The organism is Actinomyces sp. HPA0247 (assembly GCA_000411415.1).
In the GTDB taxonomy this organism is placed as follows: domain Bacteria; phylum Actinomycetota; class Actinomycetes; order Actinomycetales; family Actinomycetaceae; genus Pauljensenia.
Genome location: KE150452.1, coordinates 36,069 through 62,679, shown reverse-complemented (window position 1 = coordinate 62,679; position 26,611 = coordinate 36,069). Strand labels below are relative to the sequence as shown.

The 26,611-nt window shown below is 63.4% G+C and carries 24 protein-coding genes, 1 tRNA gene and 1 pseudogene; 8 read left to right on the top strand and 18 right to left on the bottom strand.

Annotated features, from left to right (window positions below; genetic code table 11):
- Positions 1 to 9: 9 nt before the first annotated feature.
- From HMPREF1478_RS08380 to HMPREF1478_RS08355, 6 genes are read right to left on the bottom strand one after another with little or no spacing between them, the layout of a single operon-like run.
- Positions 10 to 1,050, bottom strand: coding sequence for an FKBP-type peptidyl-prolyl cis-trans isomerase (locus HMPREF1478_RS08380; protein WP_016461642.1), 1,041 nt, complete (start codon positions 1,048 to 1,050; stop codon positions 10 to 12).
- A complete protein-coding gene (pafA, locus tag HMPREF1478_RS08375) occupies positions 1,047 to 2,432 on the bottom strand; it encodes a Pup--protein ligase (protein ID WP_016461641.1) in 1,386 nt (461 codons plus the stop codon). Before pafA ends, HMPREF1478_RS08380 begins: the two co-directional genes overlap by 4 nt.
- A gap of 1 nt (position 2,433) precedes the next feature.
- Positions 2,434 to 2,610: a ubiquitin-like protein Pup gene (locus tag HMPREF1478_RS08370; protein ID WP_016461640.1), complete on the bottom strand. Its 177-nt coding sequence runs from the start codon at positions 2,608 to 2,610 to the stop codon at positions 2,434 to 2,436.
- 25 nt (positions 2,611 to 2,635) lie between these two features.
- Positions 2,636 to 4,156 carry a depupylase/deamidase Dop gene (gene dop, locus HMPREF1478_RS08365; protein ID WP_016461639.1) on the bottom strand — a complete coding sequence of 507 codons (1,521 nt, stop codon included), beginning with the start codon at positions 4,154 to 4,156 and terminating at the stop codon, positions 2,636 to 2,638.
- A complete protein-coding gene (arc, locus tag HMPREF1478_RS08360) occupies positions 4,153 to 5,697 on the bottom strand; it encodes a proteasome ATPase (protein ID WP_016461638.1) in 1,545 nt (514 codons plus the stop codon). Before arc ends, dop begins: the two co-directional genes overlap by 4 nt.
- Positions 5,690 to 6,739: a tRNA (adenine-N1)-methyltransferase gene (locus HMPREF1478_RS08355; RefSeq protein WP_016461637.1), complete on the bottom strand. Its 1,050-nt coding sequence runs from the start codon at positions 6,737 to 6,739 to the stop codon at positions 5,690 to 5,692. Before HMPREF1478_RS08355 ends, arc begins: the two co-directional genes overlap by 8 nt.
- Positions 6,740 to 6,818: 79 nt before the next feature.
- On the opposite strand from HMPREF1478_RS08355, the gene HMPREF1478_RS08350 reads away from it, so the two are divergent.
- Complete coding sequence (locus HMPREF1478_RS08350) at positions 6,819 to 7,673, top strand: RecB family exonuclease (RefSeq protein WP_034475587.1); 855 nt, start codon at positions 6,819 to 6,821, stop codon at positions 7,671 to 7,673.
- Between the two features lie 4 nt (positions 7,674 to 7,677).
- On the top strand, positions 7,678 to 8,628 hold the full coding sequence (locus HMPREF1478_RS08345; RefSeq protein ID WP_016461635.1) for an aldo/keto reductase: 951 nt from the start codon (positions 7,678 to 7,680) through the stop codon (positions 8,626 to 8,628).
- Between the two features lie 82 nt (positions 8,629 to 8,710).
- Here the strand turns inward: HMPREF1478_RS08345 and HMPREF1478_RS08340 are convergent, their stop codons facing one another.
- The 6 genes from HMPREF1478_RS08340 to HMPREF1478_RS08315 all read right to left on the bottom strand — a co-directional run bounded on the left by HMPREF1478_RS08340 (position 8,711) and on the right by HMPREF1478_RS08315 (position 12,139).
- Positions 8,711 to 9,028, bottom strand: coding sequence for a hypothetical protein (locus tag HMPREF1478_RS08340; protein ID WP_034475586.1), 318 nt, complete (start codon positions 9,026 to 9,028; stop codon positions 8,711 to 8,713).
- A gap of 33 nt (positions 9,029 to 9,061) precedes the next feature.
- The gene (locus HMPREF1478_RS08335; RefSeq protein WP_016461633.1) at positions 9,062 to 10,159 is read right to left on the bottom strand and encodes an NAD(P)/FAD-dependent oxidoreductase; all 1,098 of its coding nucleotides are present in this window, start codon (positions 10,157 to 10,159) and stop codon (positions 9,062 to 9,064) included.
- A 95-nt stretch (positions 10,160 to 10,254) separates the two neighbouring features.
- Complete coding sequence (locus tag HMPREF1478_RS08330) at positions 10,255 to 10,746, bottom strand: pyrophosphohydrolase domain-containing protein (RefSeq protein WP_016461632.1); 492 nt, start codon at positions 10,744 to 10,746, stop codon at positions 10,255 to 10,257.
- Positions 10,743 to 11,414, bottom strand: coding sequence for a DsbA family oxidoreductase (locus HMPREF1478_RS08325; RefSeq protein WP_034475656.1), 672 nt, complete (start codon positions 11,412 to 11,414; stop codon positions 10,743 to 10,745). Before HMPREF1478_RS08325 ends, HMPREF1478_RS08330 begins: the two co-directional genes overlap by 4 nt.
- 71 nt (positions 11,415 to 11,485) lie before the next feature.
- Positions 11,486 to 11,572 (bottom strand) — tRNA-Leu (locus tag HMPREF1478_RS08320).
- 78 nt (positions 11,573 to 11,650) lie between these two features.
- Positions 11,651 to 12,139, bottom strand: a complete 489-nt coding sequence (locus HMPREF1478_RS08315; RefSeq protein WP_016461630.1) for a MarR family winged helix-turn-helix transcriptional regulator — start codon at positions 12,137 to 12,139, stop codon at positions 11,651 to 11,653.
- Between the two features lie 88 nt (positions 12,140 to 12,227).
- Between HMPREF1478_RS08315 and HMPREF1478_RS08310 the strand changes: the two genes are divergently transcribed.
- The gene (locus HMPREF1478_RS08310) at positions 12,228 to 12,908 is read left to right on the top strand and encodes an HAD family hydrolase (RefSeq protein ID WP_016461629.1); all 681 of its coding nucleotides are present in this window, start codon (positions 12,228 to 12,230) and stop codon (positions 12,906 to 12,908) included.
- Here the strand turns inward: HMPREF1478_RS08310 and HMPREF1478_RS08305 are convergent.
- Positions 12,905 to 16,189 carry an error-prone DNA polymerase gene (locus HMPREF1478_RS08305; protein ID WP_034475585.1) on the bottom strand — a complete coding sequence of 1,095 codons (3,285 nt, stop codon included), beginning with the start codon at positions 16,187 to 16,189 and terminating at the stop codon, positions 12,905 to 12,907. The two genes, HMPREF1478_RS08310 and HMPREF1478_RS08305, sit on opposite strands and share 4 nt — an antisense overlap.
- Before the next feature lie 123 nt (positions 16,190 to 16,312).
- Between HMPREF1478_RS08305 and HMPREF1478_RS08300 the strand changes: the two genes are divergently transcribed.
- Positions 16,313 to 17,368 carry a zinc-binding dehydrogenase gene (locus tag HMPREF1478_RS08300; RefSeq protein ID WP_016461627.1) on the top strand — a complete coding sequence of 352 codons (1,056 nt, stop codon included), beginning with the start codon at positions 16,313 to 16,315 and terminating at the stop codon, positions 17,366 to 17,368.
- On the opposite strand, the gene HMPREF1478_RS08295 is transcribed toward HMPREF1478_RS08300, so the two are convergent.
- The 4 genes and pseudogenes from HMPREF1478_RS08295 to HMPREF1478_RS08285 form a co-directional block, all read right to left on the bottom strand.
- On the bottom strand, positions 17,365 to 20,502 hold the full coding sequence (locus HMPREF1478_RS08295) for a DEAD/DEAH box helicase (protein ID WP_016461626.1): 3,138 nt from the start codon (positions 20,500 to 20,502) through the stop codon (positions 17,365 to 17,367). The genes HMPREF1478_RS08300 and HMPREF1478_RS08295 overlap by 4 nt on opposite strands.
- Before the next feature lie 39 nt (positions 20,503 to 20,541).
- Positions 20,542 to 21,576: a DNA polymerase Y subunit UmuC family protein gene (locus HMPREF1478_RS08290; protein ID WP_232207470.1), complete on the bottom strand. Its 1,035-nt coding sequence runs from the start codon at positions 21,574 to 21,576 to the stop codon at positions 20,542 to 20,544.
- A 117-nt stretch (positions 21,577 to 21,693) separates the two neighbouring features.
- Positions 21,694 to 22,095: pseudogene (locus HMPREF1478_RS10950) on the bottom strand (Y-family DNA polymerase); the annotation flags it as partial.
- Between the two features lie 9 nt (positions 22,096 to 22,104).
- Positions 22,105 to 22,590, bottom strand: coding sequence for an ImuA'/RecA-like NTPase (locus tag HMPREF1478_RS08285; protein ID WP_016461624.1), 486 nt, complete (start codon positions 22,588 to 22,590; stop codon positions 22,105 to 22,107).
- A gap of 128 nt (positions 22,591 to 22,718) precedes the next feature.
- On the opposite strand from HMPREF1478_RS08285, the gene HMPREF1478_RS08280 reads away from it, so the two are divergent.
- Both HMPREF1478_RS08280 and HMPREF1478_RS08275 read left to right on the top strand, forming a co-directional pair.
- Positions 22,719 to 23,246 (top strand): YbhB/YbcL family Raf kinase inhibitor-like protein, encoded by a 528-nt coding sequence (locus tag HMPREF1478_RS08280; RefSeq protein ID WP_016461623.1) that lies wholly within the window; start codon positions 22,719 to 22,721, stop codon positions 23,244 to 23,246.
- A gap of 5 nt (positions 23,247 to 23,251) precedes the next feature.
- Positions 23,252 to 23,713 (top strand): tRNA (cytidine(34)-2'-O)-methyltransferase, encoded by a 462-nt coding sequence (locus HMPREF1478_RS08275; RefSeq protein ID WP_016461622.1) that lies wholly within the window; start codon positions 23,252 to 23,254, stop codon positions 23,711 to 23,713.
- Between the two features lie 89 nt (positions 23,714 to 23,802).
- Here HMPREF1478_RS08275 and HMPREF1478_RS08270 read toward each other — a convergent pair whose 3' ends face one another.
- Positions 23,803 to 24,294 carry a hypothetical protein gene (locus tag HMPREF1478_RS08270; RefSeq protein WP_016461621.1) on the bottom strand — a complete coding sequence of 164 codons (492 nt, stop codon included), beginning with the start codon at positions 24,292 to 24,294 and terminating at the stop codon, positions 23,803 to 23,805.
- A gap of 212 nt (positions 24,295 to 24,506) precedes the next feature.
- Here HMPREF1478_RS08270 and lpdA point away from each other — a divergent pair, with 212 nt between their 5' ends.
- Positions 24,507 to 25,880, top strand: coding sequence for a dihydrolipoyl dehydrogenase (gene lpdA / locus HMPREF1478_RS08265; RefSeq protein ID WP_016461620.1), 1,374 nt, complete (start codon positions 24,507 to 24,509; stop codon positions 25,878 to 25,880).
- Between the two features lie 27 nt (positions 25,881 to 25,907).
- Positions 25,908 to 26,611 (top strand): biotin/lipoyl-containing protein (locus tag HMPREF1478_RS10885; protein ID WP_016461619.1); only part of this gene is annotated, 704 nt, incomplete at its 3' end.

Genomic DNA, 26,611 nt, shown 5'->3' with positions numbered 1-26,611 from the left:
GATGGGCGATCAGGACTGAGGTGCGCTATCCCCTGCTGTCGAGGTGCCGGGCTCGGTACCGAGGATATCGATGACCACGCAGAGCGTGTCATCACCCGCAGCGAGGTCCGGTGGAATTGTGATCGCCAGGCGCGAGCCCACCTTCTGATCGACGAGCGCGTTTGTCAGGCCTTTCATCGCGGTGTTGAGATTCACCACGGCCGGCACGCCTGTTTCCCACGTGTTGACGCGGACGACTCCGTCAGTCCAACCGAGAACGGTGAACTGGGCGACAACCCGATCACCTTCGTGAACCTGAACGCCGTCACCCTTGATGAGCACCTGCGTCGTCACTCCGCCAGGGAGCGTCGCAATGTGACTGATAAGCGGTCCCTCGGGGCTCATCTCGACGCTCATCGGACCGACGGTGGCATCGACCGAGGTTCCTGTGGCGATGGACGGCAGGATGTCGACGACGTCAATTTCCCTGGTGTTGGGAGAGCCATCCCCCATGGCTACAGTACGAAACGCGAGGATACGGGACCCTTCATGCTTGCCGGTGACCAACATGGCGAGGTCCGAGCTGATCTGATCCGAGCCGACGATCCCGAGGCTCATCTGCGGGCGGCCAGACTCAGAGAGCATGCGCCCGCTCGTCCCATCAAAGGCAGTCACTGAGACGAGGACGGGAGAACCTTCCGTAATCTCACGACCGGTGCCTTCTTCGATGACGCGAGCCTTGAAGCCATCAACGTCGAGCGGCGCCTTGATATCAATCGTGGGTGTCGCGCCGACTCGTCCGGAGACCGTCACGCGGTCAAACAAGGGAAGCGTCGTTGACTGGGCAGTCGCGTCGGCGCCTGGCGTCGTCTGCGTGGTCGGAGCGGGGACGCAAGCCCACCACGTGAGGCCACCACCCGCGATGAGCAGGGTGAGAGTGAGGCCGATACGGAGGAACAGCCCACCGCGCGAGGCACCTTGTGACCGAGAAGCACGCGCGGCGGCGCGCTGCGATGAGCCCTTCACACGGTGCGTGGAGGGTGAATCGGGCGATGACGGCTCGGTGCTCATGCGGGAATCGTAGGAGACGAGGCGTCAATCTGCGCGATGAGAGCATCCACGCGCGGATCGACCGTGGCGAGGGGGTCCTGCAGGGACAGCGGGATCGTCTGGGATTCGTCAAGGCGCACGTGCACCCAGTCGACGCTCAAATCGGCTCGCGCATCCTCGGCGGCGGCAATAATACGTCCACGCAGGCTCGCCCGCGTCGTCGCCGGCGCAATTGTTTGAGCACGACGCACGGCATCGGCGGTTGTCAGGCGTCGCATGAGACCTGCACTCTCCATCCGGTCGCGTAGGCCATCCGCCGTGATCTCGGAGTAGGACAGTTCGAGTCGCGCGACACGCGGATCTGCGAGCGTGGCACCGCTGCGTGCGCAGTAGGAGCTCAGCAGTTTGCGCTTAATTGCGATGTCGAGCTCTGTGTCGATACCACTCCAGTCTCCGCTGGCGATCGCATCGAGACCCCTGCCCCACAGATCGACAATGTAGGCGCGCATCGGGTCCAGCTCGGAGACCGGAATCCGGGACAGTACACGCTCACGGATGTCACGCTGCATAGCGACAGCGCTCGTCATCCTGCCGGTTGCGAGCTCAATGGCTGCCGATCCGCTCAGGTCGGCATTCACCTCGCGAATAGCGCGCATCGGATCGGCGAGGGCCAGGTCTTCGATCTGGAGGCCGTCCTCGATGGCATGGATCAGGAGTTCGGTCATACCGACCTTGAGGGCGGTGGTGGGTTCTGCGACGTTCGTGTCGCCGACGATCACGTGCATGCGGCGATAAGCACCGGAATCAGCCAACGCCTCGTCACGGGTGTTGATGATCGGGCGCGAACGGGTCGTGGCGGAGGAGACGGCATCCCACATCTGATCGGCACGCTGGGAGAACTGCAGTCGCGGGGTGGCCGCGCCCGTGTTGATCCACCCGTTTCCGACCAGGATCTGACGCGTCACGAAGAATGCGACCAGCGCATCGGCGACCTGGCGGAAGTCGCGTCGCCGGTGCAAGAGGTAGTTTTCGTGGCATCCGTAAGAGTTGCCCTGCGAGTCTAGGTTGTTGCGGAAGAGATGCAGACGCAGATCGGTGCCGAGCTCGGACAGAGCACTGTCAGCCTGCGTTGCAAGGTCTGCGAGCATGGTAGAACCCGCGCGATCCTGCTCGAGCAGATCCTCAAGCCGATCACATTCGGCGGTCGCATACTCGGGGTGCGCGCCGACATCAAGGTACAGGCGGCCGCCATTGCGCAGGAAGAGATTCGAGGAACGGCCCTGGTGCAGGAGCGGCTCAAACAGCTGGCGTGCGGCGTGCTCGGCGTCCATCGGCTTGGCGCCGCTGGGCGATGCTGCGGTGAGCCCGTACTCGGTTTCGATGCCGAAAACTCGACGCCTCACCTCACTGGCCACCCTTCTGGACGAAGCCCTGAACGAATGCTTCCGCGTTTGTTTCCAGAACGGAGTCGATTTCGTCGAGGAGAGAGTCGATCGACGAAGTACGGGCCTGGATCTGGCCAGCGGCCTCGGTCACGTCATCCTCGGGGGTGGGACCGCCTGCGAAAATCTGATTCGACATAGTTCGTTCTTCTTTCTTTCGTTAATTATCGGGTGGACGTGTCGCGTGCATCTGCAATCGGGAAACGGACCAAGTCCCCTTCACCGGGGTCAAAGACAAGAGAAGTCCACGAGGCCTTTACAAGATCGCCGCGGTTGGCGACTGCCCATCCTCGCACGTGGGCACGCGTGTTGGTTGGCGCGACGTCGGCAGCGCGTTCGACCTCCTCATCTGTGACAAGGCGTGTCACCATGCCTGCCTTCGCCAGACGATAGACGAGGCCGTGGCTGGGACGCAGGTCTGACCACTGCAGGTCAATCGCAGCGAGACGAGGATCGCTCCAGTCGAGGTTCGCGCGTTCCTTCTGACGTTTGATGAGCTGGTATTTACCCACCCACTCGACCTCGGTGGCCACGGAGAAAAGATCGGCGCGCATACGATCGAGGACCGACTGCCACAGGGTGAGAATCTCCTGGTCGGCGGCTGTGGGCGTCGTTCCCGTTTCCTCGAAGGTATCCAGCACGAGGTCCAGGTATACCTGCTGAAGTTCGGCTGCCGTGTAGGCGCCGCCAGCCGTTCCAACCTTGTAGTCGAGATCGGGGTGGTGGGACACGTTCCAGGTCTCTTGGACAGGATCGTCCATGACGAGCGAATCCCAGCGCAGATCAGTGCCCTGCTCGATCGCCCACAGGACGAGGGAGGTTGTGCCAAAACGGAGGAAGGCTGACACATCGAACATGTTGCCATCGCCGCCGATCACGTGGAGGCGGCGGAATTGCGCGGGGTTCGCGTGGGGCTCATCGCGCGTATTAACGATTGGACGGTTAAAGGTCGTCTCGAGGCCGACCTCGTTTTCGACGAAGTCCGCGCGCTGCGACATCTGAAAACCGGGTACTTCGCTCTTCTGTCCGCGTCCCACGCGGCCGGTGCCGCAGATGACGGGACGGGTCACCATAAAGGGCGTGAGACCGCGAACGATCGCATCGAGGTCGGTAATACGCGGCATCTGGTAGTTCTCGTGGGTGCCGTAGGCGGCGCCCTTACCGTCGGTGTTGTTCTTGACGAGGACGATTGGTTCCTCGCCCTGTTGCTCCAGGCGTGCCATCACGCGCTGCGCGATCACTTCGCCCGCGCGATCCCACAGCAGTGCATCGCGTGCACCGATCGTCTCGGGGGCGGAGTACTCGGGGTGAGCATGGTCGACGTACAGGCGTGCACCGTTCGTCAAGACGGCGGTAGTGGCAGCCGGAAGCGCCAGCTCCTCAGCAGTGGGACGAGCAACGCGCTCAGAGCCTCCCGATGGTGCGAGGTGGTACGGATCGTCAGTGAGAAGCGAGGGATCAACGGCCGCACGCGACATACGCATGCCGCGCAGATCGTTGAGGGGATCCTCACCCGTATAGTCCCACCGCACAACACCTGCGCCCTGGGCGGGAGTGCCCGTGCGGCTGATCTCACCGTAGGTCGTCACAACCTTCGTCGACAGAGCAATCGGATTTGCCCACGCGTCGCCGGGACGGTAGACGCCATACTCGGTTTCGGTACCGATAATGCGTTCGCTGCTCATTTCACTGTTCCAATCGGCTTCACATTCACGATTTCGGGAGCGAGGCCACTCGTGCGGGCCCAATCTTCCGGAGATGATGTGGCGGCAAGCTCCAATGACTCGTTCATCTCTTCATGGACACCACGCAGCAGGTGCTCCATGCTCAGCCCGGAGGGCGCGCCCATCAATGCGTCCTTGATCGCATACTTCTTGGCACGCTCGACGATCCCTGCGATGAGAGCGCCGGAGACGAGGTCAGAGAGGTAGATGCGCTTGTGATCGCCATTGACAAGAGTCGCGAGGAAGAGCGCGGTTGTCTCGTTACGGGCGTAGAGGGCATCGACGGCACGTTCGCTCATCCCAGCCACGGCCTCGTCGATACCGCCGAAGCGTGCGATCTCGGAGGCATGGATGGGCACCTGCGGGGTCAGGTACTTCGAGAAGATATCGAGCGCTCCCGCGCGATCGGGACGATCGACGCGGATCCGCACGTCGAGTCTGCCGGGGCGCAAAACAGCGGGATCAATCATGTCCGCACGGTTGGAGGCTCCGATAATCACAACGTTATCAAGCGACTCAACGCCATCCATCTCCGCAAGAAGCTGCGGTACGATCATCGTTTCAACGTCCGAGGACACGCCCGTGCCACGCGTGCGGAACAGCGCCTCCATCTCATCGAAGAAGATGACGACGGGAGTATCACCGGCCGCGAGAGTGCGCGCTCGAGCGAAAATCGCACGAATCTGACGTTCGGTTTCGCCGACGAACTTGTTGAGAAGCTCGGGGCCCTTAATAGACAGGAAGAACGTCGAGGCGCCTCCGCGCTTGGATAGTGAGTTGGCCACTGCCTTCGCGATGAGGGTCTTGCCAGATCCCGGAGGACCGTACAGGAGAATGCCCTTGGGCGGACGAAGCCCAAACTGCCGATAGAGCTCGGGGTGATTGAAAGGCATTTCGATCGAGTCGCGCACCTGCGCGATCTGATCGTCGAGACCACCGATATCTTCGTACGTGACGTCGGGAACCTCGGGGGTGAGCAGCTGCTCGACATCCTCACGCACGATGCGTTCAAACGCGATCCCGGCACGTGCATCCACGACGAGGGAGTCTCCGGGGCGTAGGTTGCCGTGACGCAGCGGGCCGGCAAGCTCAAGAAGAGTTTCGGCGCCGCCCTCTGTGGCGACGAGAACACGATCCTGGCCGACCAATTCGAGGATGGAGACAACCTGTCCACTGCGGGGAAAGTCATCGGCAGCGACGGCGATCGACGTGTCGTCGAGACGCACCCACTGTCCGTAGGATAGATCCGTCACGTCGAGCTTCGGCGACACCGCCACACGCATACGCTTGCCACCGCTCACGACCTCGATCTGACGCGACGATGGGAAAGCACGCACAAAAGTCGCCAGCGTCTGCGGGGGACGCGATACGTCGGCCAGCTCCCCTTGCAGGCGGATTAGCTCGGTGCGCGCTGTTGTGAGCGCGCTCGTCAGGCGTCCGTTCTTCTCTTCCAGGGAGATCAGACGTCGCTGCAAAGACTCGCGATCAGTAGCCTCACTCATCGCTAGCCGCCTCGCGTCCTTCTGACGCCCACGTGTCCGCCTGTGCGACGACGTCGCGGCGGACCTTGCGCACCTTTTTCTCAGAGTTCACGCGCTGGCCGACTTTCTCGAGGCTCCAGTCCTCCTCGTCGTCCCACGCGCCGCCCTGGCCTTCAGCAGCCTTTGCGGGCCGCGTCGAACGTTCTTGCGGGGTGATGCCGGGGGCGAGAAGGCGGGCGATGACAAGGAACCCGGTGTGGGCGACCATGCGGTGTTCCGGGCGCACGGCAAGGCCATCAAGGTGCCACTCGCGGCGCATGTCCTCCCACGCGATCGGATCGGTGAAACGCTCGGATGCACGCAGATCCTCGACGAGACGGGACATCTGCGTCACGGTCGCAACGTAGCACACGAGGACGCCGCCCGGGATAAGGGCGTGCGTGATGGCCTCAATGTTCTCCCAGGGCGCCAACATATCGAGCACGATGCGGTCAACGCTGCCAGCTTCAGCCGACCAGAGGACCTCATCGACGTCTCCAACACGCAGATCCCATGCCGGGTGGCGTCGACCGAACCAGAGGTCGACGTTGGCGGCTGCAATGTCGGCGAAGTCCTGGCGACGCTCCACGGAGATGAGGCGTCCCTGCGGGCCGACTGCGTCAAGGAGAGCCATCGACAGGGCACCAGAACCCGCACCAGCCTCGATAACCGTCGCGCCCGGGAAAATGTCGCCCATGTGGGTGATCACGCCGGCATCCTTCGGATAGACGACGGCAGCACCACGGGGCATGGACATCACGTAGTCGACCTGGAGAGGGCGCAGAATCTGGAACTGGCGGCCTTCTTCCGTGATCATCACCTGACCGTCGGGGCGGCCAATAACGTCGTTATGGTCAAAGCCACCGCGGTTGGACTGGAAACGTCCACCGCTGACGAGGATTACCTGGTGGAAGCGTCCCTTGGGATCACGAACCTGAACGCGGTCGCCCTCGGCAAGCGGGCCTCGGCGGGTGGGCTGGCCAAAATCGGTGGCCGATATCGAAGTATTACGCTGAATAGACATTACGTAAAGGATACCGCGTACGACCTGCTGCGCCCATGGCAGGACACAGATGAAGGCGGCAGGGGTTAGCGTGGTATTCATGACAGACCTGATTGCCCCCTCGCCCGAACCCCGCACGTGGGAACCCGCGCTTTCCGCATCGCGTGCGAAAGAGTACGAGCGTTGTCCGCTGCAGTACCGGCTCCATGTCCTTGATGGGTACCGGGAGCCGGAAACGCGCGCGAAAGCCTTGGGGACGGTCGTCCACGCGGTGCTTGAGGAGCTCTTCGCCCTCGATCCATCCGAGCGCACACCCCAGAACGCACGCGCGCAGGTCGTGCCCCAATACGAGGCGTTCGCGGCGAAGAACCCCGAGATTGCCGCCCTGTTCGCCAACGACGCTGACCGAGAGGCGTGGCTCGACGATGCCCGCTCGCTCATCGACGGCTACTTCGCGATCGAGGCTCCCCAGTGGATCGCTCCAGCGGCGCGCGAGCAGAGGGTGACCACGACGACCGAGCGTGGCGTGCGCCTGCTCGGCTTCATCGACCGGGTCGATCAAGCTCCGGACGGACGCCTGCGCGTCGTCGACTACAAGACCGGTAAGGCACCCGGACCGCGCTATGTGGGAGAGGCACTCTACCAGATGCGTTTCTACGCGCTCCTGCTTGCACGCACACAGGTTCTCCCCTCCCGCATGCAGCTCGTGTACCTGCGTGCCGGGCAGGTGATCACGCTGGATCCCACGGCAGACGAAATCCACGATTTTGAGCGCCACATCGATCAGCTCTGGGACCGCATCGAACACGATATTGAGCACGATTCCTTCACGCCCCGCAAGAATCCGCTGTGCAACTGGTGTGGCGTGCGCTCACTGTGTCCATTATTCGGCGGAACCACTCCCCCAACGCCGCGCCAACACGCGCAGTGGCTAGCGCGGACTCGGCTAGGCTAGAGGCATGGAACTGAAGCAATGCGGACGTAGCGGGCTCTATCTGTCCGCACTCGGTTTGGGCACCCTCACGTGGGGGCGCGACACCGATGGACCCGAGGCCCACGACATGCTCAAGGCTTTCGTCGATGCCGGCGGCAATCTCGTCGAGTGCTCCCCTGCACACGGCGACGGGATGTCCGTTGATGTCCTATCAGAGGGACTGTCGAGTATCGGCCGACACCGCGTCGCACTCGTCTGGCGGGGCGCGGTTCGACGTGCCGGAGAGGGCACGTGGGTCACCGCTGCGGGCCGCGGCGATCTGCTGCGCAGCCTCGACGATGCCCTGGCCAGGCTCGACACAGATTACGTCGACGTATGGCTCGTCGAGCCACGTCCGGAGGTTCCGCTTGAGGAGACTCTCGAGGCCGCGACGCTTGCGCAGCGCTCCGGCCGCGCCCACTATGTCGGATTGTCGCGGGCATCCCACTGGGAACTTGCAGAGGCCGTGACACGCGGGATATTGGGTGCATGCGCGCCAATCACCGTTGTCGAAGCCCCCTTTTCGTTGGCGAATGCCTCAGCAGCCCAGACCATTGCCGAGCTGTCGGGCCGAGGTGTCGGTGTCATCGCGGCCTCTGCATTGGCCGGGGGTGCGCTGACGGGCAAGTATCGTCACACGACCCCCGCAGATTCGCGCGCCGCATCGCCACATCTGCGACACATGGTCGAACCCTACCTGGAGGGTCACCCGAGGACCGTCATTGAGGCCACCTCTCGTGCTGCGGCCGGTTTGGAACGGTCGACCGGTGACGTCGCGCTGGCATGGGTGCGTGACTTCCCCGGCGTGAGCGCCGCACTGATCGGGCCACGCACCCGCCGTCAGCTCGACACTCTTCTCGGTTATTCGGAGCCGCTGCCGGCTCCGATCCGCCAAGTCCTCGCTGAGGTTGCTGGTCCGTCGTGCGTGGCGCGCTGAGCGGCAGCTGACCTGAACAGACGGGTGGGGCCCGAACCGCATGGTTCGGGCCCCACCCCTCTATCTGAGCATCTGGGACGACTCAGTCGTCAACTTCGATGAAATCGTCGTCGTCATCCTCATCGGTTGCTTCGTCATCCTCGAAGTCGGAGTCGTCGTCCTCGTAATCCGAGTCATCGTCCTCATCATCCTCTTCGGAGTCGTCGAGGATGTCGAACGGCAACTCGACCCCGAGCTGGGTGAACAGAATGTCGTCATAGGTGAAGAACGCGTCACGCAGCGCCAACTCGGCTGCTTCGAGCGCGGCATCATCGGCCTCGTCTCCATCGCGGGCGATGTCGAAGTGGTTCTCGAAGGCGTTCAGCAGGCGCGTCAGCGCGCGGCGAGGATCTCCAGTCATGGCATTCATTCTACCGTGAGACGGCGCACTTTATCAGGGAAGGTTGAGCTGCGAACGAATAACGGACACCATGAGATCGGTTCCCTTGATCTCGGCGGTCTGATCGGCGCCCAAGATGCGGGTCTGGCCGTCTGCGTCGAGCAACTGGGAAGCACCCATGTTCGGTCCGAGAGGCAGGATGACCCATTCCTTGGTGGGCTCATACAGGGCGTCAGGTGTCTCGCCCTCGATCTGCGCCGTGATGTTGGCGATGACGACGCGTGCCTGCTGGCGTGCCGCATCAGCACGCTTGGATTCACGCACGTCGGTCAGGTCACCCACGGCGTAGACATTCGGGTGGTCAACGACCTGCATGGTGCCGTCGACGCGAATCGTGCCGTTCGGGTTCATGACGGACTCATACTCGGAGCCAATCAGGAAGCCGGTGTTAGCGCGTGCACCGTAGCACTGGAACCACAGGTCCGCTTCGACAACCTCGCCATTCTTAGTCTGCACCATGAAGTGTCCCAGGTCGCCGACGTTCTGCGGTGGCAGGTAAGCGAGCTCGGAACCGGTCACGACGCGTACGCCGAGCGTGGCCAGCTGCTCGCTGATCTCTTCGCGGAGCGCGTCTGTGTAGCCGGGGGTGCCCAGAATCTGGTCCGAGGACTCGACGATGGTGATGTCGAGGCCCGGGAAGGCGTTGGCGAGCTCGCCGGTCAGCTCGATGCCGACGGTGCCGCCGCCAACGATCATGACGGAGCGGGCTCGGCTCAGGTTCTCGTGCAGCTGCTCGAGGCGCGCCTTGGCAACGGAGGAACGGTACGAGGAGTACTTCGCCGGGAAGGGGTAGGTGGATCCGGTGGCGAAGACAACGTAGTCGGCTTCGATCGGATCGTGCCCGAAGACGTGGACTGTCGTGCCGTCGACGCGCGAAACCGTGCCACGCACGACCTCGCCGCGGCTCAGGAGATTCGTGTAGGGCATGAAGATTGCATGCTCCCACACCGTATCGACAGCGGCGCGCAGGGCCGCTGCGTGGTGGACGAACTGGTCCTTCTGTTCGATGAGAACGACGTCCGCGAGGGGATCAAGTCCCTTAGCGACCGTGACGCCTCCGTATCCTCCGCCAATGACTGCGACGCGTGCCATGTCTTTCCTCCTTATGAGTGGACCGCGTCTATTGTGTCACCTGACGGGCACGAACGCGCGTGCTAGGGACTTTAGTCCGAGTCGGACGAGTTCTCCTATTCGTCGATCCCGAGGCCACGGGCAACATTCGGCGGGAAGAAGTTGGGGCCCTTGAGTACCTTCCCGTCCTCGCGGAGCTTGACAGAACCATCGGGCATCAGCTTCGACAGGTTCGAGGCCTGGACCTCAGCGAGCACCGAATCCAGATCCATTCCTGATTCGATCGCCATCCCGAAAATAACGTAGACGAGATCCGCAAGGGCATCCGCAGCCTCGATAACATCGCGCTCTCCGTCATCAGCAGCTGCGGCCTCAGCGGTGGCGGCCTCGATGATGGCGCGGGCGCGCTTGCCGTACACCGCTCCGACGAGCTCAGCGAACTCTTCGGCAATGAGGCTCATGCGCAGATCGAGGCGCTCGTAGGACAGCGTCGGATCGTCGAAAGGACGAATCGGGACCGAGTAGGTGCGGTGGAACTCCATCACGAGATCCATCGGGCTGGGCGCTCCCCCAGTCGTGTTCGAGGCGGTGGTGGTCTTCTCGCTCATGCGTGGTCCTTTCGAGACTGTTCCCAGGCGGTGGCCAGGATGTTCGTGAATGCGGTCGTGGTCTGATGCCCGTCGACGAGGAACTGGGCGTCGAAGACGTAGGTGGGGACGGCGGTGACGCCCATGTGCATCGCCATTTGGAAGTCCGAATAGACGCTGGAAGCCCATTCTTCGTCTTCGATGGCCAGTGCCGCTAGGTCTGCCGGCATGCCAACGTCCTGGGCACACCCGATCAGGACGTCCGGGTGGGAGATGTCGAGTCCCATTTCGAAGTGGGCACGCATAATTGCCTCGGCGACCTTGAGCTGGCACGAGGACGGGCCCGCCACCGTATCCTCGTCAATATCCGCGTCATGGGCTGCAGCTATCACGCGGTGCGCGCGTGACGTTGGGGCAATGATCAGATTGTCGAAGTCAAAACGAATGCCCTCGCGAGCGCCGAGTGCACGCATGCGTTCGTCCGATTCACGCACCTCTTCGAGGGTTGCGGTGCCGGATTCGACGAGGGCAACGACTCGTGGCTTATCAATGGGCGCGTCGAGATCGGGATCGAGAAGAAATGCGTGCAGGTAGACCTCAACCTCGTCACGGCGGCCGAATTGCTCGAGAGCTGCGCGAAGGTGTCGCAGCCCCAAGTAACTCCAGGGATCGCAGGTGTCGAGCCACATGTCAATACGCACGGCGCCTCCTCGTCGGTGATATGGAAAACCCCGGAGCCTTTCGGCCCCGGGGCATCTCGTGCGCGGAGGGGGACTTGAACCCCCACCCTCGTAAAATGAGGACTAGCACCTCAAGCTAGCGCGTCTGCCTATTCCGCCACCCGCGCAGGTGAGCGATGCGAACCGTTGCGATCCGCAAGCGAGTAGAAGCTTAACACGATGTGGTCGACATGCGCCAATCGAAACTAGGATTCTTTTTCGTCGCCCCGCAGACGCGAGTCGAGAGTCGCGAAAACCTTTGCAATCGCGTCGATATCTTCGTCCGTCATGCCATCGAGAAGATACTCGCTGACGGTCTGCTGATGCAGTTCTGTGGCAGCTAGCACAGTTTCAATGCCCTGTGTTGTCAGGCACGCGTCGTATCCCCGTCGGTCCGTCTGCGACGGAATGCGCTCCACCCAACCGTCACGCGACAGGTTCGACACGAGGTAGGTGACACGCGAGGGAGAATAGACGACCCGCTCAGCGAGCTCCCCCATGCGCAGACGGTGGCCGGGGGCCTCCCATAGCGCCAGGAGAATGTTGTAGTCCGGCATAGAGACGCCGTAGGTACGCTTGAGACGCGTCTCGAGAATGCCCTGTAGGCGCCCGGACGCCTCGAAGAAGACTCGCCATGCGGCGGCGCGTGCACTATTGGCCTGAACGATCGGCGTGAGTCGTGCTCGTGACTCCATGTCTCCCTCCTCGTGGTCGTGTCGGATGCTTCTCTCGGGATAATAGGGCATAGTGACTAAGAAAGCACCAACAACGCGAGGGAATCACGTGTCTTTATCCATTTCTGTTGTCCTTTTTGACGTCGATGGAACGCTCGTTGATTCCGCTCCGGCCGTCATGAGCGCGTTCCGTGACGCACTGTCAGACTACGATTTGCCAATCCCCGACGATCAGCGCCTACGTACGTATGTTGGCCCGCCGCTGTGGTATTCGTTCGCAGACCTGGGGTACGAGGGAGAGCTTCTGGCTGGCCTCGTGACTCGCTACCGCACTCGATACCAAGCTCACTATCTCGATCCTGAGCCCTTCCCGGGAGTCATCGACCTGCTGCATGATCTCCACAACGCGGGTATCCCCTTGGCCACCGCGACGTCGAAGCAGACGCCGATGGCTGTGGCGCAGATGGAACAGCTGGGACTGACCAGCATCTTCGACGTGGTCGCGGGAGCTACACCCGATCCGTCTTCGAATAAGGCGAGGGTCATTCGTGAGGCCTTGACGCGCCTGGAGGCGGTGGGAGCTGATATCTCCCACCCCGTCATCGTGGGAGACTCCATCTGGGATGTCCGTGGCGCACAGGAGGCTGGCATCCCAGTGGTTGGAGTCGGCTGGGGATATGCGACAGAGGATGGCCTCGACGATGCGGACGCCGTGTGCGAGACGGTCGAAGACCTGCGTGCATTCATCCTCGATGGGGTAGCGAGGGCAGCGTCCCAGAGCGGACGCTAACGAAAGTCCCGGGACTTCACGTCGACGGGAAGCCCGACAGGCGTGATCCTAAATGCTTGCACGCTAATCGCGCCGTCTCCCCACTCGAGCGTCCCACGTACGAGCAGCGCACTCGACTCGAGGCACACGCGCCGGAACTTTTTCCACGCACCCACCGACACGGAGACGTTGACGAGGCCGGTCTCGTCTTCAAGGGAGAGGAACGTGACCCCTGCGCCCGTGTGAGGGCGTTGTCGGTGGGTGACTATTCCTGCGACGTCGACGATGCGTCCAGCCAAGTGATGTCCGAGATCACCCGTCCGCAGGACTCCTTCAGGCAAAGCGGAACGCACGTACGCGAAAGGATGCGTCCCTACAGTCAGCCCCGTCGAGGCGACATCCAAGCGCATGTGCCCCTCTTCTGAGAGTGGAGGGAGATCGGGGACGACGGAACCCACCTCCGTGCCGGGAAGAAACGGTTGCCACTGGCCGGCCCGTGCGGTGGGTTGGGCGAGTGCTCCGGCTGCCCACGTCCCCTCTCGTCTGCCCACTCCCAGGCACTCGAGTGCTCCCGCCATCGCAAGTTTTTCCATGTCGGAGGCACTCATATGGGCACGCCGGGCCAGGTCCGCCTGATTCGCGAAGGGGCCCTCGTGCCTCGCTTCGACGATGCGCGCAGCAGCCGCGCCCAGGCCTCGCACCTGAGAGAGCCCGATGCGTACCGCGAGGGAGCTATCGACATCGAGGGGAACGAGGCCTCGAGAGGGAAGGCGCTCCGATCGTCCCGCATGGTAATCCTCCCCCGCTTGCTTCCCCACGCGCTGCACGCTGGCGTCAACGAGCGAATCATTCACCGATGGGCCAACGACGCGTACGCCGTGCCTGCGAGCGTCCTGCACAAGAGTCGCAGGGGAATAGAAACCCATCGGCTGCGATGCCAGAATCGCGGCGTAAAAGTGCTCCGGCGCGTGCACCTTCAGCCAGGATGAGGCGTACACAATGTGCGCGAACGAAAAGGAGTGAGACTCCGGGAACCCAAAGTCCGCGAAACCCTTGAGCTGTTCGAAGATGCGCTCGCGCGTGGGGGCGTCAATCCCCCGTTCCTCCATGCCGGCCATCAGGTCTCCTTTGAGGGCTTCCATGCGCTCAGGGCTGCGTTTGGCCCCCATCGCACGACGTAGCTGATCAGCTCGGGCACCCGAAAAACCTGCTGCATCCGTCGCGATGCGCATGAGCTGCTCCTGAAAGAGCGGCACGCCGAGCGTCTGACGCAGAGCCGGTTCGAGGAGTGGGTGCAGGTAGGTGACCTCCTCGCGTCCCGCTCGGCGCCGCAGGTAGGGGTTGACCGAGTTCCCCTGGATCGGGCCGGGGCGTATGAGGGCAACCTCCACGACGATGTCGTAGAAACACCGCGGTTTGAGACGGGGAAGCGTGTTCATCTGCGCGCGCGACTCCACCTGAAAGACGCCAACCGTGTCGGCTGCGCACAGCAAGTCGTAGACCCGTGGATCCTCCTCCGGAAGAGTGTGCAGTCCCAGGGGCTTATCGCCGCGCCCATGCACCACTCGCGGCGCCCAGCCGCGCAGGAGCTTATTCGCTGCCTCTCCAGTACGTGCGTTGCCAGCCTGGAGCTCATCGAAGGCGACGCGCAGCGCCGTCAGCATGCCGAGCGAGAGCAGGTCGAACTTGACGAGGCCCGCATCCGCACAATCCTCTTTGTCCCACTGGAGGACGGTGCGTCCCGGCATCGCTGCCCACCCCACCGGGCAGATGCGCGAGACCGGCTGATCGGTGAGCACCATGCCTCCCGAGTGGATCCCCATGTGTCGGGGCAGACGTGCAAGCGCAGCAGCAGCGTCACCAACAAGGGCTGGTGGTTCTCCCCTGCCCTGGGACCAGGCCGTAGCCGTGCCGGCGGGGTACCCGAGAGCGCGGGCGACGTCGCGGATCGCCGAGCGCGGGCGATACGTGATGACGTTGGCAACCTGTGCCGCGCGATCCCTCCCAAAGGTGTCGTAGACGTACTGAATGACCTCTTCGCGACGGCATGCCTCGATGTCGACGTCGATGTCGGGGGGACCTGAACGCGCATCGGACAAAAACCTCTCGAAGAGCAGGTTGTGGCGCACGGCGTCTACCGCCGTGATTCCGAGGCAGTAGCACACCGCTGAATTGGCGGCACTCCCTCGCCCCTGGCACAGGATGCCGCTGCGCTCACAAAAGTCAACGATCTCCTTGACGATCAGGAAGTAGCCCGCAAAGCCGAGCCGTTCGATAATCCCCAGTTCATGATCGATCGTTTCCCATGCCCGAGGGTGTTGTGCGCGCGTCCCATAGCGCTCGCGGGCCCCCTCGTAGGCACAGTGTGCGAGCCAGCTATCCGGTGTATGCCCGTCGGGAACCCGGGTACGGGGCAATCGCGGAGCGACGAGGCGCAGGTCGAAAGCACAGGAGGCTGCGACGTCGCAGGCGTTATCAAGAGCATGTGGGTGGGCGCCGTGCAGCCGAGCCATTTCGGCGGGTGAGCGCAAGAAGGAACGATGGGCACCCAGGTGCGCGTGCGCCTCGTCGAGGGAGGCGCCCAGTCGGGTAGCGGCAAGGATGTCGCCGAGTGCTTGCTTCGAGGGAGTCGACATGCGCGCGCCGGTCGTGGCAACGAGCCGTGTTCCACTGGCGCACGCAAGCTCCGCAAGCGTGTCTCCAACCTCACCCTCATCCCCGCGCGCGGCCTGCCATTCGACGAGAACCTGGTCGCGCCCAAACGTGTCCACGAGTCCATCGAGGACTCGGCGTGCTGACACCGTTCCTCCAGCTCGCAGAGCACGCATGAGCGGACCGCGTCTGCCTCCCGTGAGGACGATGAGATCCCCTCCGGCCACGCTCAGATCGACGAGGCTGTGGCAGGGGTTTCGCTCCCCCGGCGCAGATAGCGCCCGCTCACTCATGGCCCCCACCAGGTTGGCGTACCCGCCGGGGCTCTGTGCCAATACGGGCAGACGTATCCCCGGATCGTCAGCGCCGGGGGCAAGTCCCCATCCCGGCGCCTGCGTGCCCGGAATGATTCCTCTGAGCGCGTCTGGCGTGAGCGTCAGCTCGGCCCCATACACGATCGGCAGGCCGACGTCGCGAGCTGCCACGGTCGTCTGAACCGTCGAATACATGCCATCAACGTCGAGAATCGCCAGGGCGTCAAGGCCCAGACGCGCAGCTTCGGCCACCATCTGCGCGGGTTCGTCGGTCCCGTCCAGGAAGGTGAAAGCGCTGTGCGCGTGCAGTTCTGCGTAGCGTTGCTCCATGGTCACGCACCCATCATATCGAACAAATGTTCGATGAAGTGGGAGGCTGCCTACCCGCACACGTGCGCATGCGTATCGAAGAGAGGCCACGCTTGTGGTCACAAACCGTATGCTGGGACCATGGAATCCATGCTCGCAGCGTCGCTTCGCTCCCCTGGCGCACTCACTCTCGAGAAACGTCCTATCCCTGCGCTTGGTCCCCAAGACGCTCTTCTCGCCGTGGAAGCAACGACCCTGTGCGGCACCGATCTGCGCATCGCAACGGGACAAAAAACGAACGGCGTGACCCCGGGCGTCGTTCTCGGGCATGAAATCGCCGCGCGCGTATGGCGCATCGGAGACGAACTGACCGCAGGGGTTGACGTTCCCGCTCCGGGCACGCAGGTCGGCCTCGCACCCGAGATCGCGTGCGGACACTGCGACGCGTGTGTCAGTGGCCGGTCCAACGTGTGTGCGCGCATGCGCCTCTTCGGAACGGGCGTGGACGGAGGGCTCGCAGACTTCATCCTTGTTCCCCAGGAGGCCCTTAGCTGCATTACTTCCGTCGCTCGCGAGATCACCCCGCCCCTCCTGGCGCTGGCAGAGCCGCTCTCATGCTGCCTGCGCGCCACCAGGCGTCTGCCAATCGGCCCCGACTCCCGCGTTCTCGTGCTGGGAACCGGTCCGATCGGCCTCATCCACTGCGCGCTCGCGGCCTTCGCCGGAGCCCGCGTGATGGCGTGCGGCCGAGCGGCGCGCCTCGAACCGGCCCGTACGATGGGCGCCGAGACCACGACGACGTCTCAAGGCGACGACCTCGTGGCCAACGTCCAGGAATGGACGGGCGGCGTGGGAGCAGACGTCGTGATCATCGCCGTCGGCGACCCCGGCCTCGTCCCCGTTGCCATCCAGTGCGCGCGCATCGGCGGACATGTGTCATTCTTCGCTGGCTTCCCCGCCGGGGCCACGGCACAGGTCGATCCGAACCTCGTGCACTATCGCGAACTGACTCTCAGCGGCAGCGCCAACGCGACCCTTGACGATTACGCGAGTGCCGTCGACATGCTCTCCACCGGGAGCATCGACCTCTCACAGCTCCTCACGCACGAGTTTGCACTGTCCGACGTGAGTTCGGCCCTCGACGCAGTGCGTACACGCGCCGGACTGAAGATCGCCGTACGCCCGGACGGTATGGTCGGCCGTTAATCAAGAAGGCCGCGAAGGTCCGCCTCGCTCAGGCGAGCGCCCGTACCTGTCCCGTTCATCACCGAGGAAATCAACTGACGTTTGCGATCCTGAAGCTCCACGACCTTCGCCTCAATCGTGTCCGTCGCAACCATCCGATAGACATTCACTTTCTTCGTCTGGCCGATGCGGTGCGCACGATCAATCGCCTGCTCCTCTGCGGCTGGGTTCCACCACGGATCCATGACGTACACATAGTCGGCTTCGGTGAGGGTCAAGCCCGAGCCGCCAGCCTTGAGTGAAATCAGGAAGACCTGGGCGCGCCCCGAGCGGAACTGCTCGATGACCTCAGCGCGACCACGCGTCGATCCATCAAGCTGTACGACGGAGATTCCACGACGCTCCAGCACGTGGCGAATACGTTCCAGGAATGAGGTGAACTGGCTAAACACGAGCGCCTGATGGCCCAACGGCACGATCTCGTCCAGGCGATCAGCCAGGTATTCAATTTTCGCCGACCCAACGTGCGCGTACGAGGACTCAACGAGGGCCGGGTCGAGCGCAAGCTGACGCAGCCTCGTGATCGACGCCAACACGCTCATCCTGTTCGCATCCACATCGCGCAAGAGGTCAAGGATCCGCGCGCGCTCGCGGGCCAGGTATTGGTCGTAGATATGACGGTGCTCCTTACCCAGGTCAACGCGCACGATGTCGACGATCTTGTCGGGCAGATCGGGTGCAACTTCCTCCTTCGTACGACGTAGAACAAAGGGGGAAACATAGGCCGTCAAACGCGTGAGCAGTGCCGGATCCGCACCATTTTCAATGGGCTTACGCACCCGCTGCTGGAATGTCTCCCACGGAGGCAAGAGCCCTGGGCACGTCAAAGAGAGCAATGACCACAGGTCTGACAGCGAATTCTCAATCGGGGTGCCAGACACCGCCAGCTTCCAGGGTGCCTCGAGGTCGCGAAGGACGCGGTACGTCGCGGTGCGGGGGTTCTTCACTGCCTGCGCCTCATCGATGATGACACCACCGAGACGCACGTCCTTCCATTGTTCACCCTCCAAGCGCGCCAGCGTGTAGGAGGTGACAACGACGTCGGCGTTTTCGACCTCCTGCGCAATCGTCGTTCCTCGGCGCGCGGCCGTTTCATTCACGGCGCGCACACGCAGATGCGGCGTAAAAGTGCGGGCCTGATCGGTCCAGACGCCGACAACGGACGTCGGCGCGACGACAAGCACTGGGGCTCTTTCACCCGCAGGCTCCTGCACATGAAGGGCGGCCACGGCCGAGAGGATCTGAACGGTCTTGCCCAGGCCCATATCATCGGCCAGGATTCCACCGATTCCCCGCGCCAGCCGTGCCGTCAACCACGTGTGCCCACGCCGCTGGTACGGGCGCAGGATCTTGCTCAGGCTCGGCACCGGAGGCAACCCATCGTCCCCAGAGCCACCGCGCAGCGGAGCGATGCGTGTTCTCCAGGCGTCGCTCAACCTCACGTGGTCGGATGCGGCGGCGACCAGATCGACCATGCCGACTTGCATGGGAGTGAGCCTCATGTCCTCACCATCCCAGCCCGACAGCGTCCGTGCTTCCTCCAAGAGGGTGGCCAAAGAACGAATGCGTTCCCCGTCCAGGCGCACCCACACGCCACCCACCTCGACATAGTCCTGACCGCTGGCTAGCGCCTCAAGCGCCTCGCGCACGCTGATCGTGACGGTGCCCAGGCGCAGCCGCACATTCAGATCGAACCAGTCGCGCTGGGCAGGATCGACGCTCAGGTCAATGTCACAGCCGTCTTCGCGCACATCAATCGCGCGTACATCGTCCGCAACATCCCACACGAGACCGTCCGGCCCCTCGATGTCGACAACCTGTTCCAAGAACGTAGGAACACGCCATGGCGACAGGCGCCCAGTTCGCGGCGGCGGTGTCCACAGATCCGCGTCCAGCGCGTGCCCCCACGACTCCACGCGCCGCACAATCTGCGCCACAGCCTCGTCGCCCACGCAGTGCGCCACGGGGGTGCGCGAGCGCGACTCGCCCTGCTCATACTCCGCCCACCAACGCACGACGACCGACTCTCCATCGCGGCGCACCGTTCCCACGAGAGAAACGTCGGGCCGCGCCTGGGGATCGAAACTCCCATCGGAGGACGCCATCGAAAAACGCCGCAGAAGCGCCGGCAACCACGTTCCTCGAAACTCAGCGATGTCCGCCGAGGGAATATGCAGGGCACGGTCGAGAGGAAAACCGTCCAGCGTCGCCAGCCCCTCGATGCGCGCGATGGTACGCCCCCCATCCAGCAACAGAACACCCGCGTCGCGGTCGATACGAGGCCTTACCACCACGTCATCTCCGTTACGCGCAACAACTCTGACGTCAAGGCCATCATCACCGGCACGCACATCAATGTCCGCATCCCACGTCGTATGAGACAGCACCACCCGGTCGCGCGCCTCAGGCGAGGCATACAGCTCCACCCCGGCCCTCACAAGGCGCGCAAGCCACGCGTACGCATGCTCACCCAGCGAGCTAAGCGTCACTTCCGTACGCGAATGCCACGAACGCGACTCTCGAGACAAGCGATAACCCTCGCGCATCAGCGAGACATGCGTCGGATCAAGACCATCGGTCACCGACGCCCACTGGGTTGCCGTCAGATCAAGCCACGAGGCGCGCTTCGTCGTCCACGCCGACGAGGAGCCACGGCGAAGAGGAACGAGAGACGGCTCGACGCCGGGATCATGGGCATCAACAACGAGGGCCAAGGGATCACCTAGATGGTCGCGATCCCCACCCAGCATCTGCTCGAGAATCCGGCTCCATTCGGGCACGGCGCGACGCTTCTCGCGAGCATCCTCGCGTCCGACGATAAGCATGGCAACCGCATGCGGACAGTCACCGCGCAGCGGGCACGCGCATGAAAGCGATGGGCGCAGCGCACCCTGCTCGACACGCACACGATACGTGAGTCCTCCCTCTTTCACGCGCGCCTCAGCTCGTTCGCCGACCTCGTCCCAGGAGAATTCGCGCACCGCACCGCTGCGCGCCAAACGCAGACCGTTTGCCCACGTCGCCGGGCCGACGAGGGCCATCACATCGTCATCCGACAGCGAGGCCAGCGTTTCACTCAGCGACAGAGATACCATCCTTTCAGTCTACGGCACGCACCAGCGCCCGTCACCGGGTCACTGGGTCAGCCCCTCCATCGCCCACTCCCCTCCCTGCCAGACAAGGAACACATCCCGACCATCCTCAAGCAACACCCTCATGTAGGCGCGCGGGCGTTCCTTGGCCCACCAGCGTCCCCCCACCGGCCAGGGGCCCTCCACGCGTGTGATCGCGACGCGTCGCCCCCTCCCGGACGTGGATCGCGTTGTGTCATGGGGGTCTATGAAATAGGCGGGCACTGCACTCAAGGCTCCTCGATGGTCGACACGCACATCATCGAAGATGCCCGATTCGCCCACGATCCTCACCCGCACTGGCTCGTCAAAAAGCGTCGCTGGAGGCTGAGCAATACGCCCCTCCCACGCCCCCTCACACGAACGCAGGCGAGACTCGCTGCCCCATCTGGCCATCACCACGCGACTACGCGGATCATAACCACCCTGCACCCGCGGAACGAGGAGCGCATCCGGCCCCGCCATACCCTGGATACGCACGACACTTCGCAACACATCGCGCTCGCGGTCTCCTCGTCCCCACAGCGCAGTCGTCCCATGCCCCTCCCGGGGATCGCATGCGGTGACGCGGATGCTGGCTACGGCACCACTGGGACCATTGACGCCAGACGTCCATCCTGCCAGCGTCCAGCGAACGCGCAGCGCGACATCATCGGGAGCCCACAGATTGCATCCGCTCCACGTGCGAGTGCGTTGCCCGCCCCCTGCGTCTTCTACGTCAATGCGCAGCGTCTGCGAGACAAGCCCACCCTGCGCCAACTTCAGCGCCAGATCTCGAGCAAGGCGCACAATGGGAACCATCATTGTGTCGATGGATTCTCCACCGGCGTCGATACTGCACTCCACCGCAATGTCAGGTTGGATACGATCAGTCGGCGCAACGTTGCCATCTCCACCGGATGCGAGGATCCAGAGCGCGTCACCGACATCCCCGAAACGCTCGCACACGCGACCGCGACCAAGGCCAAGAAAATCCGCACAGGTGCGGATACCCAGGCCCCGCAAGAGTTCGACCGCCTCAGACGCTCTGTCAACCATTGCGGGAGGAACAGAACTCAGAACCTCGCACAATGAGATACGCCCCAGGAATGATTGGGTCTCTGCGGAGGGAACTATACGTCCCTCGCGCGCCGCTTTCACAGAGGCGACTGGACCGTCTGCAATTCCCACGAAACATTCGACTCCAACAGCCTCCTCGATCGCCGACACCAGAGCCGAGGCGGCGGCCTCCTCGCTCCCATGCCAACGAGCCGGGCCTCGTACCCGGCACCTGGCCAAGCCCGGGCGCATGCACTGAACCCCAGCCGCCACCGAGTCGAAGGCGTCGACGACCGCGCTAAAAGCTCTGGCCTCGCGATCGGGGTCGCGCGGCATACAGAGAAGATCGGGGCATAAAAACGTTGCCTCCCGCACGCTCATGCCGCTCCTGACGCCTGCGCGCCGAGCCGCCGCGCTAGCTACCTCGATGCGGTCAGCATGCACGACGGCCCCGACCCCACCCGGAGGCAGGTCAACCACGAGGCAGTGGACCGGCCAGTCGGGCACCCACACCACCATGTCACGCACCTATATCACCAGCCGCATTCGCGGACGTGGAGCGGGGACACGCGAAAGCCCCTGCCAGGAAGAAAGCGTCACGATGGTGCGTCCCATGGAGCGAGCTCGCGCCGCCAGGATCCGCTGGTGTGCACCGGACAGTTCAGGAATATCGAGGCAGATGACATCGCAAGCGTCCACGAGAAGGGCACACAGATCGACCAGCGGGGAATCTTTCTCAGCGTTTAAAACGAGAACACGGTCGAGGTCCATCCCCTGTTGAGCTGCCCACTCCCAGCCGATATCACCAACTCCACACACACCGATCCACCCACCGGTGGGGCACACATCAATGAGTAGACGGATGAGTTCGGACCTGCTCGTCGGTCCCAGGAGGATGGGAGAAGCACCAGTGGACCCGTGCTCAATGTCGTCGCGCGCGCGCAGCCCGACAGCCCGTTCGGCACGGTTCAGCACGTCACGCGCCGCGAGCAGACGCGCGTGCGCATCGGTCATGGCTCCCCTCCCACAAATAGAACATGTGTTCGACATGGGAAGTGTAGAACCACGCTCACACATCTGCGTCCCGAACGCCGATCGAGCGCGAATAGGTCACAATGGAGGCATCGCGAAAAGGAGAAGGCATGAATATCGACCAGCGCCCACTCGCCCCCAGCCCCTACGACGGCCTGAATGTCCCCACGTTCACACTGTCATCGACCGTTCTCACCGACGGCGCGCCGATGCCGAAGTCGGCGACAGCCGACGCAGGTTCCCTTTCTCCGGATCTCGCATGGCATGGCTTCCCGGAGGAAACAGCAAGCTTCATGCTGACCTGCTTCGACCCTGACGCACCGATCCCCTCGGGATGGTGGCACTGGGCAATCCTCGACATCCCCGCATCGATGACTCACCTAGAGGCGGGGGCCGGAGCGTCCGATCTCATGCTGGACGGCCCCGCTTTCCACCTGCGCGGCGACGCGGGCGAGGCCTCCTACTTCGGGGCCGCTCCCCCACCTGGCGACCGCCCGCACCGCTACGTGTTCGCTGTGCACGCCCTGAATACGGATACTCTCGGGCTCGATGACGATGCGACTCCAGCCATGGCCTCGTTCGTAGCGCTTGAGCACATCATCGCGCGCGCGACCCTGACCGTTACTCACCAGGCCTGAGGATTATGCTGCACATTATTTTTTGGGAGCCGGAAATCCCCGGGAATACGGGTGCTGCGATCCGTCTGTCGGCATGTACCGGGTCCATGCTGCACCTGGTCAAGCCGCTGGGCTTTGATATGGACGACGCGAAGCTTCGCCGTGCCGGCTTGGATTACCATGACCTCGCGCACGTCATGGTGCACGAGAGTCTGGATGACGCCCTCGCTCAGGTGCCGGGACGCATCTGGGCGCTCACAGGCCACGCCACCACCATGTACGCCGATATCTCCTACGCCGATGGCGACGGCCTCCTCTTTGGTCGCGAGTCAGTCGGGCTCTCTGAGGAGGCAATGAATCATTCCCGCGTCGAGGATCGCGTGCGCATCCAGATGGTTGACGGCGTGCGCTCTCTCAACCTGGCAAACTCCGCGTCCATCGTCCTGTACGAGGCGTGGCGTCAGCTCGGCTTTCCGGGTGGCATCTAGCCCTCGCCAGACATCAAAGAAGCGAGGCCCAGGTCGGATGAATCCGCCGGGCCTCGCTTGCTACAGGACACTCTCAGTGAGGCCTGAGCTCAGCCAGCCTTCCACGGAGTAGAAGGACGCTCCACCTGCTCCGCGAGGGAGACAATCCTGCGCGGATTTGAACGCCACATCCACACCAGGCCGATAACCGAGACGATGAGGGGCACGTAATAGAAATCCACGCCAAAACCGGTCCATGCAGAACGGGCCGAATTCAGTTCGTCAAGGCCGAGGGAGGCGACCCACAAAATAATAGGGATAGCAATCGACAGCGTAATTGTCACCCAGCCAACCAGACGCATGCGTCGCCCATTGTGTGTCAAAGCCGTCGCTGCAATGAGGTAGTCGACGCCAGCGAGGAGTGCAACGATCCGCGGCCCCCAGGGCTGGCCCTGGGCATGAAAGAGATCGAGGATAGCCGTCACAAAAATCCAAGCTCCCAAGAGCCAGAACAAAGCGATAATAATGCGGCCAAGTCCAAGCGACGGCGGGCGCTGATCGCGCGCACCGACAGCCTCGTTCGTTGCGTCATGTTCATGCACGTTATCGATCCTACCGAGGCCGCGCACACCCCGCATCGCATCAACAAAGCGCCCTCAACAAGAGGGTGTCATGTGGCCTGATACACCGGGATGAAACACCGAGCTTCAAGACAGCATTGCACAAACGTGGGACAATAGGCCTATAAGGACCGTGAGGCCCGCCATGAAAACAACCATCTGAGCTCCGGCTCATCAACGAGGAGTTTTAAACCTTGAGCGAATCGACCTACGACATCGTCATTCTGGGTGCGGGTTCCGGCGGCTATGCGACCGCCCTGCGCGCTGCGCAGCTCGGAATGAAGGTCGCCCTCATCGACGGCGATAAGGTGGGCGGCACCTGCCTGCATCGCGGTTGCATTCCCACGAAGGCGTACCTGCACGCCGCAGAGACGGCCGAGGCTGTGCGCGAGTCCGCCAAGTTCGGCGTTTCCTCCACCTTTAACGGTATCGACATGGCTCAGGTCGGCAAGTACCGCGACTCGGTCATCTCGGGCCTCTACAAGGGCCTGCAGGGCCTGCTCAAGTCCCGCAACGTCGAGGTTATCTCCGGCTGGGGCCGCCTGGCCGACGCAAACACCATCGAGGTGAACGGCCAGCGCATCACGGGCCGTAACATCGTTCTGGCGACCGGCTCCTACTCGCGCTCGATCCCCGGCCTCGAAATCGGCGGCCGCGTGATCTCTTCCGATCAGGCGCTCCAGATGGATTGGGTTCCCTCCTCCGTCGTGATTCTCGGCGGCGGCGTCATCGGCCTCGAGTTTGCCTCCGTGTGGCGTAGCTTCGGCGCTGAGGTCACGATCATCGAAGCCCTGCCCCACCTTGCCAACAACGAGGATGAGGCGATCTCCAAGCAGCTCGAGCGCGCCTACCGCAAGCGCGGCATCAAGTTCCACACGAACACCCGCTTCGCCTCGGCTACGCAAAACGAGCAGGGCGTGCACGTCCAAACCGAGGATGGCAAGGCTTTCGATGCTGACGTCCTCCTGGTTGCCGTCGGCCGCGGCCCGGTCACCGAAGGCCTGGGCTACGAGCAGGCCGGAATCACGCTGGACCGTGGCTTCGTGATCACCAACGACCGCCTGCACACCGGTGTTGGCAACATCTACGCGGTTGGCGACATCGTCCCCGGCCTCCAGCTCGCTCACCGCGGCTTCATGCAGGGTATCTTCGTCGCCGAAGAGATTGCTGGCCTGAACCCGACGATGCAGGCGGATATCAACATCCCGCGCGTGACCTTCTGCGAGCCGGAGATCGCCTCTGTCGGCATGACTGAAAAGCAGGCACGTGAAAAGTTTGGCGATCAGGTGCGTACGGTCGAGTACAACCTCGCTGGTAACGGAAAGTCGTCTATCCTGGCCACGTCGGGCATCATCAAGCTGGTCTCGGTTGAGGGCGGTCCGATCGTGGGCTTCCACGGCATCGGCGCGCGCATCGGCGAACAGATTGGTGAGGGCGAGCTCATGGTGAACTGGGAGGCGTACCCCTCTGACGTCGCTTCCCTCATCCACGCGCACCCCAGCCAGAATGAGTCGATTGGCGAAGCGGCTATGGCACTGGCCGGTAAGCCGCTCCACGTCCACAACTGACCGAAATTTTTTATAGGAGAACACACAATGGCAACTTCAGTGACCATGCCCGCTCTGGGCGAATCCGTCACCGAGGGCACCGTCACCACGTGGCTGAAGCAGGTCGGCGACACCGTCGAGCTCGATGAGCCCATCGTTGAGGTGTCCACGGATAAGGTCGACTCCGAGGTCCCCTCCCCCGTCGCCGGCGTTCTGCTGGAGATCCTGGTCCCCGAGGATGAGACCGTTGAGGTCGGTACCGAGATCGCGCGCATCGGTGACGCATCCGAGGCCTCGGCCGCCCCCGCTACCCCTGCCGCCGCTCCCGTTGAGGCTCCCGCTGCTCCCGCGGCCGCACCTGCAGCCCCGGCACCTGCTGCTGCCCCTGCTGCGTCTCCCGCTCAGGGCACCGAGGTGCGTATGCCCGCTCTGGGTGAGTCCGTCACCGAGGGCACCGTCACCACGTGGCTGAAGTCCGTGGGCGACGCCGTCGATGCCGATGAGCCGCTGCTCGAGGTCTCCACGGATAAGGTCGACTCCGAGGTCCCCTCCCCCGTCGCTGGCTTCCTCGCGGAGATTCGTGTTCCCGAGGACGAGACCGTTGAGGTCGGCACGGTCGTCGCGATCATCTCGTCGTCGGCTCCCGCCGCCACTCCGGCCGCCGAAGCCGCTGCTCCTGCAGCTCCCGCTGCTCCTGCAGCCCCGGCCGCTCCCGCTGCTCCTGCAGCCCCGGCCGCTCCCGCTGCTCCTGC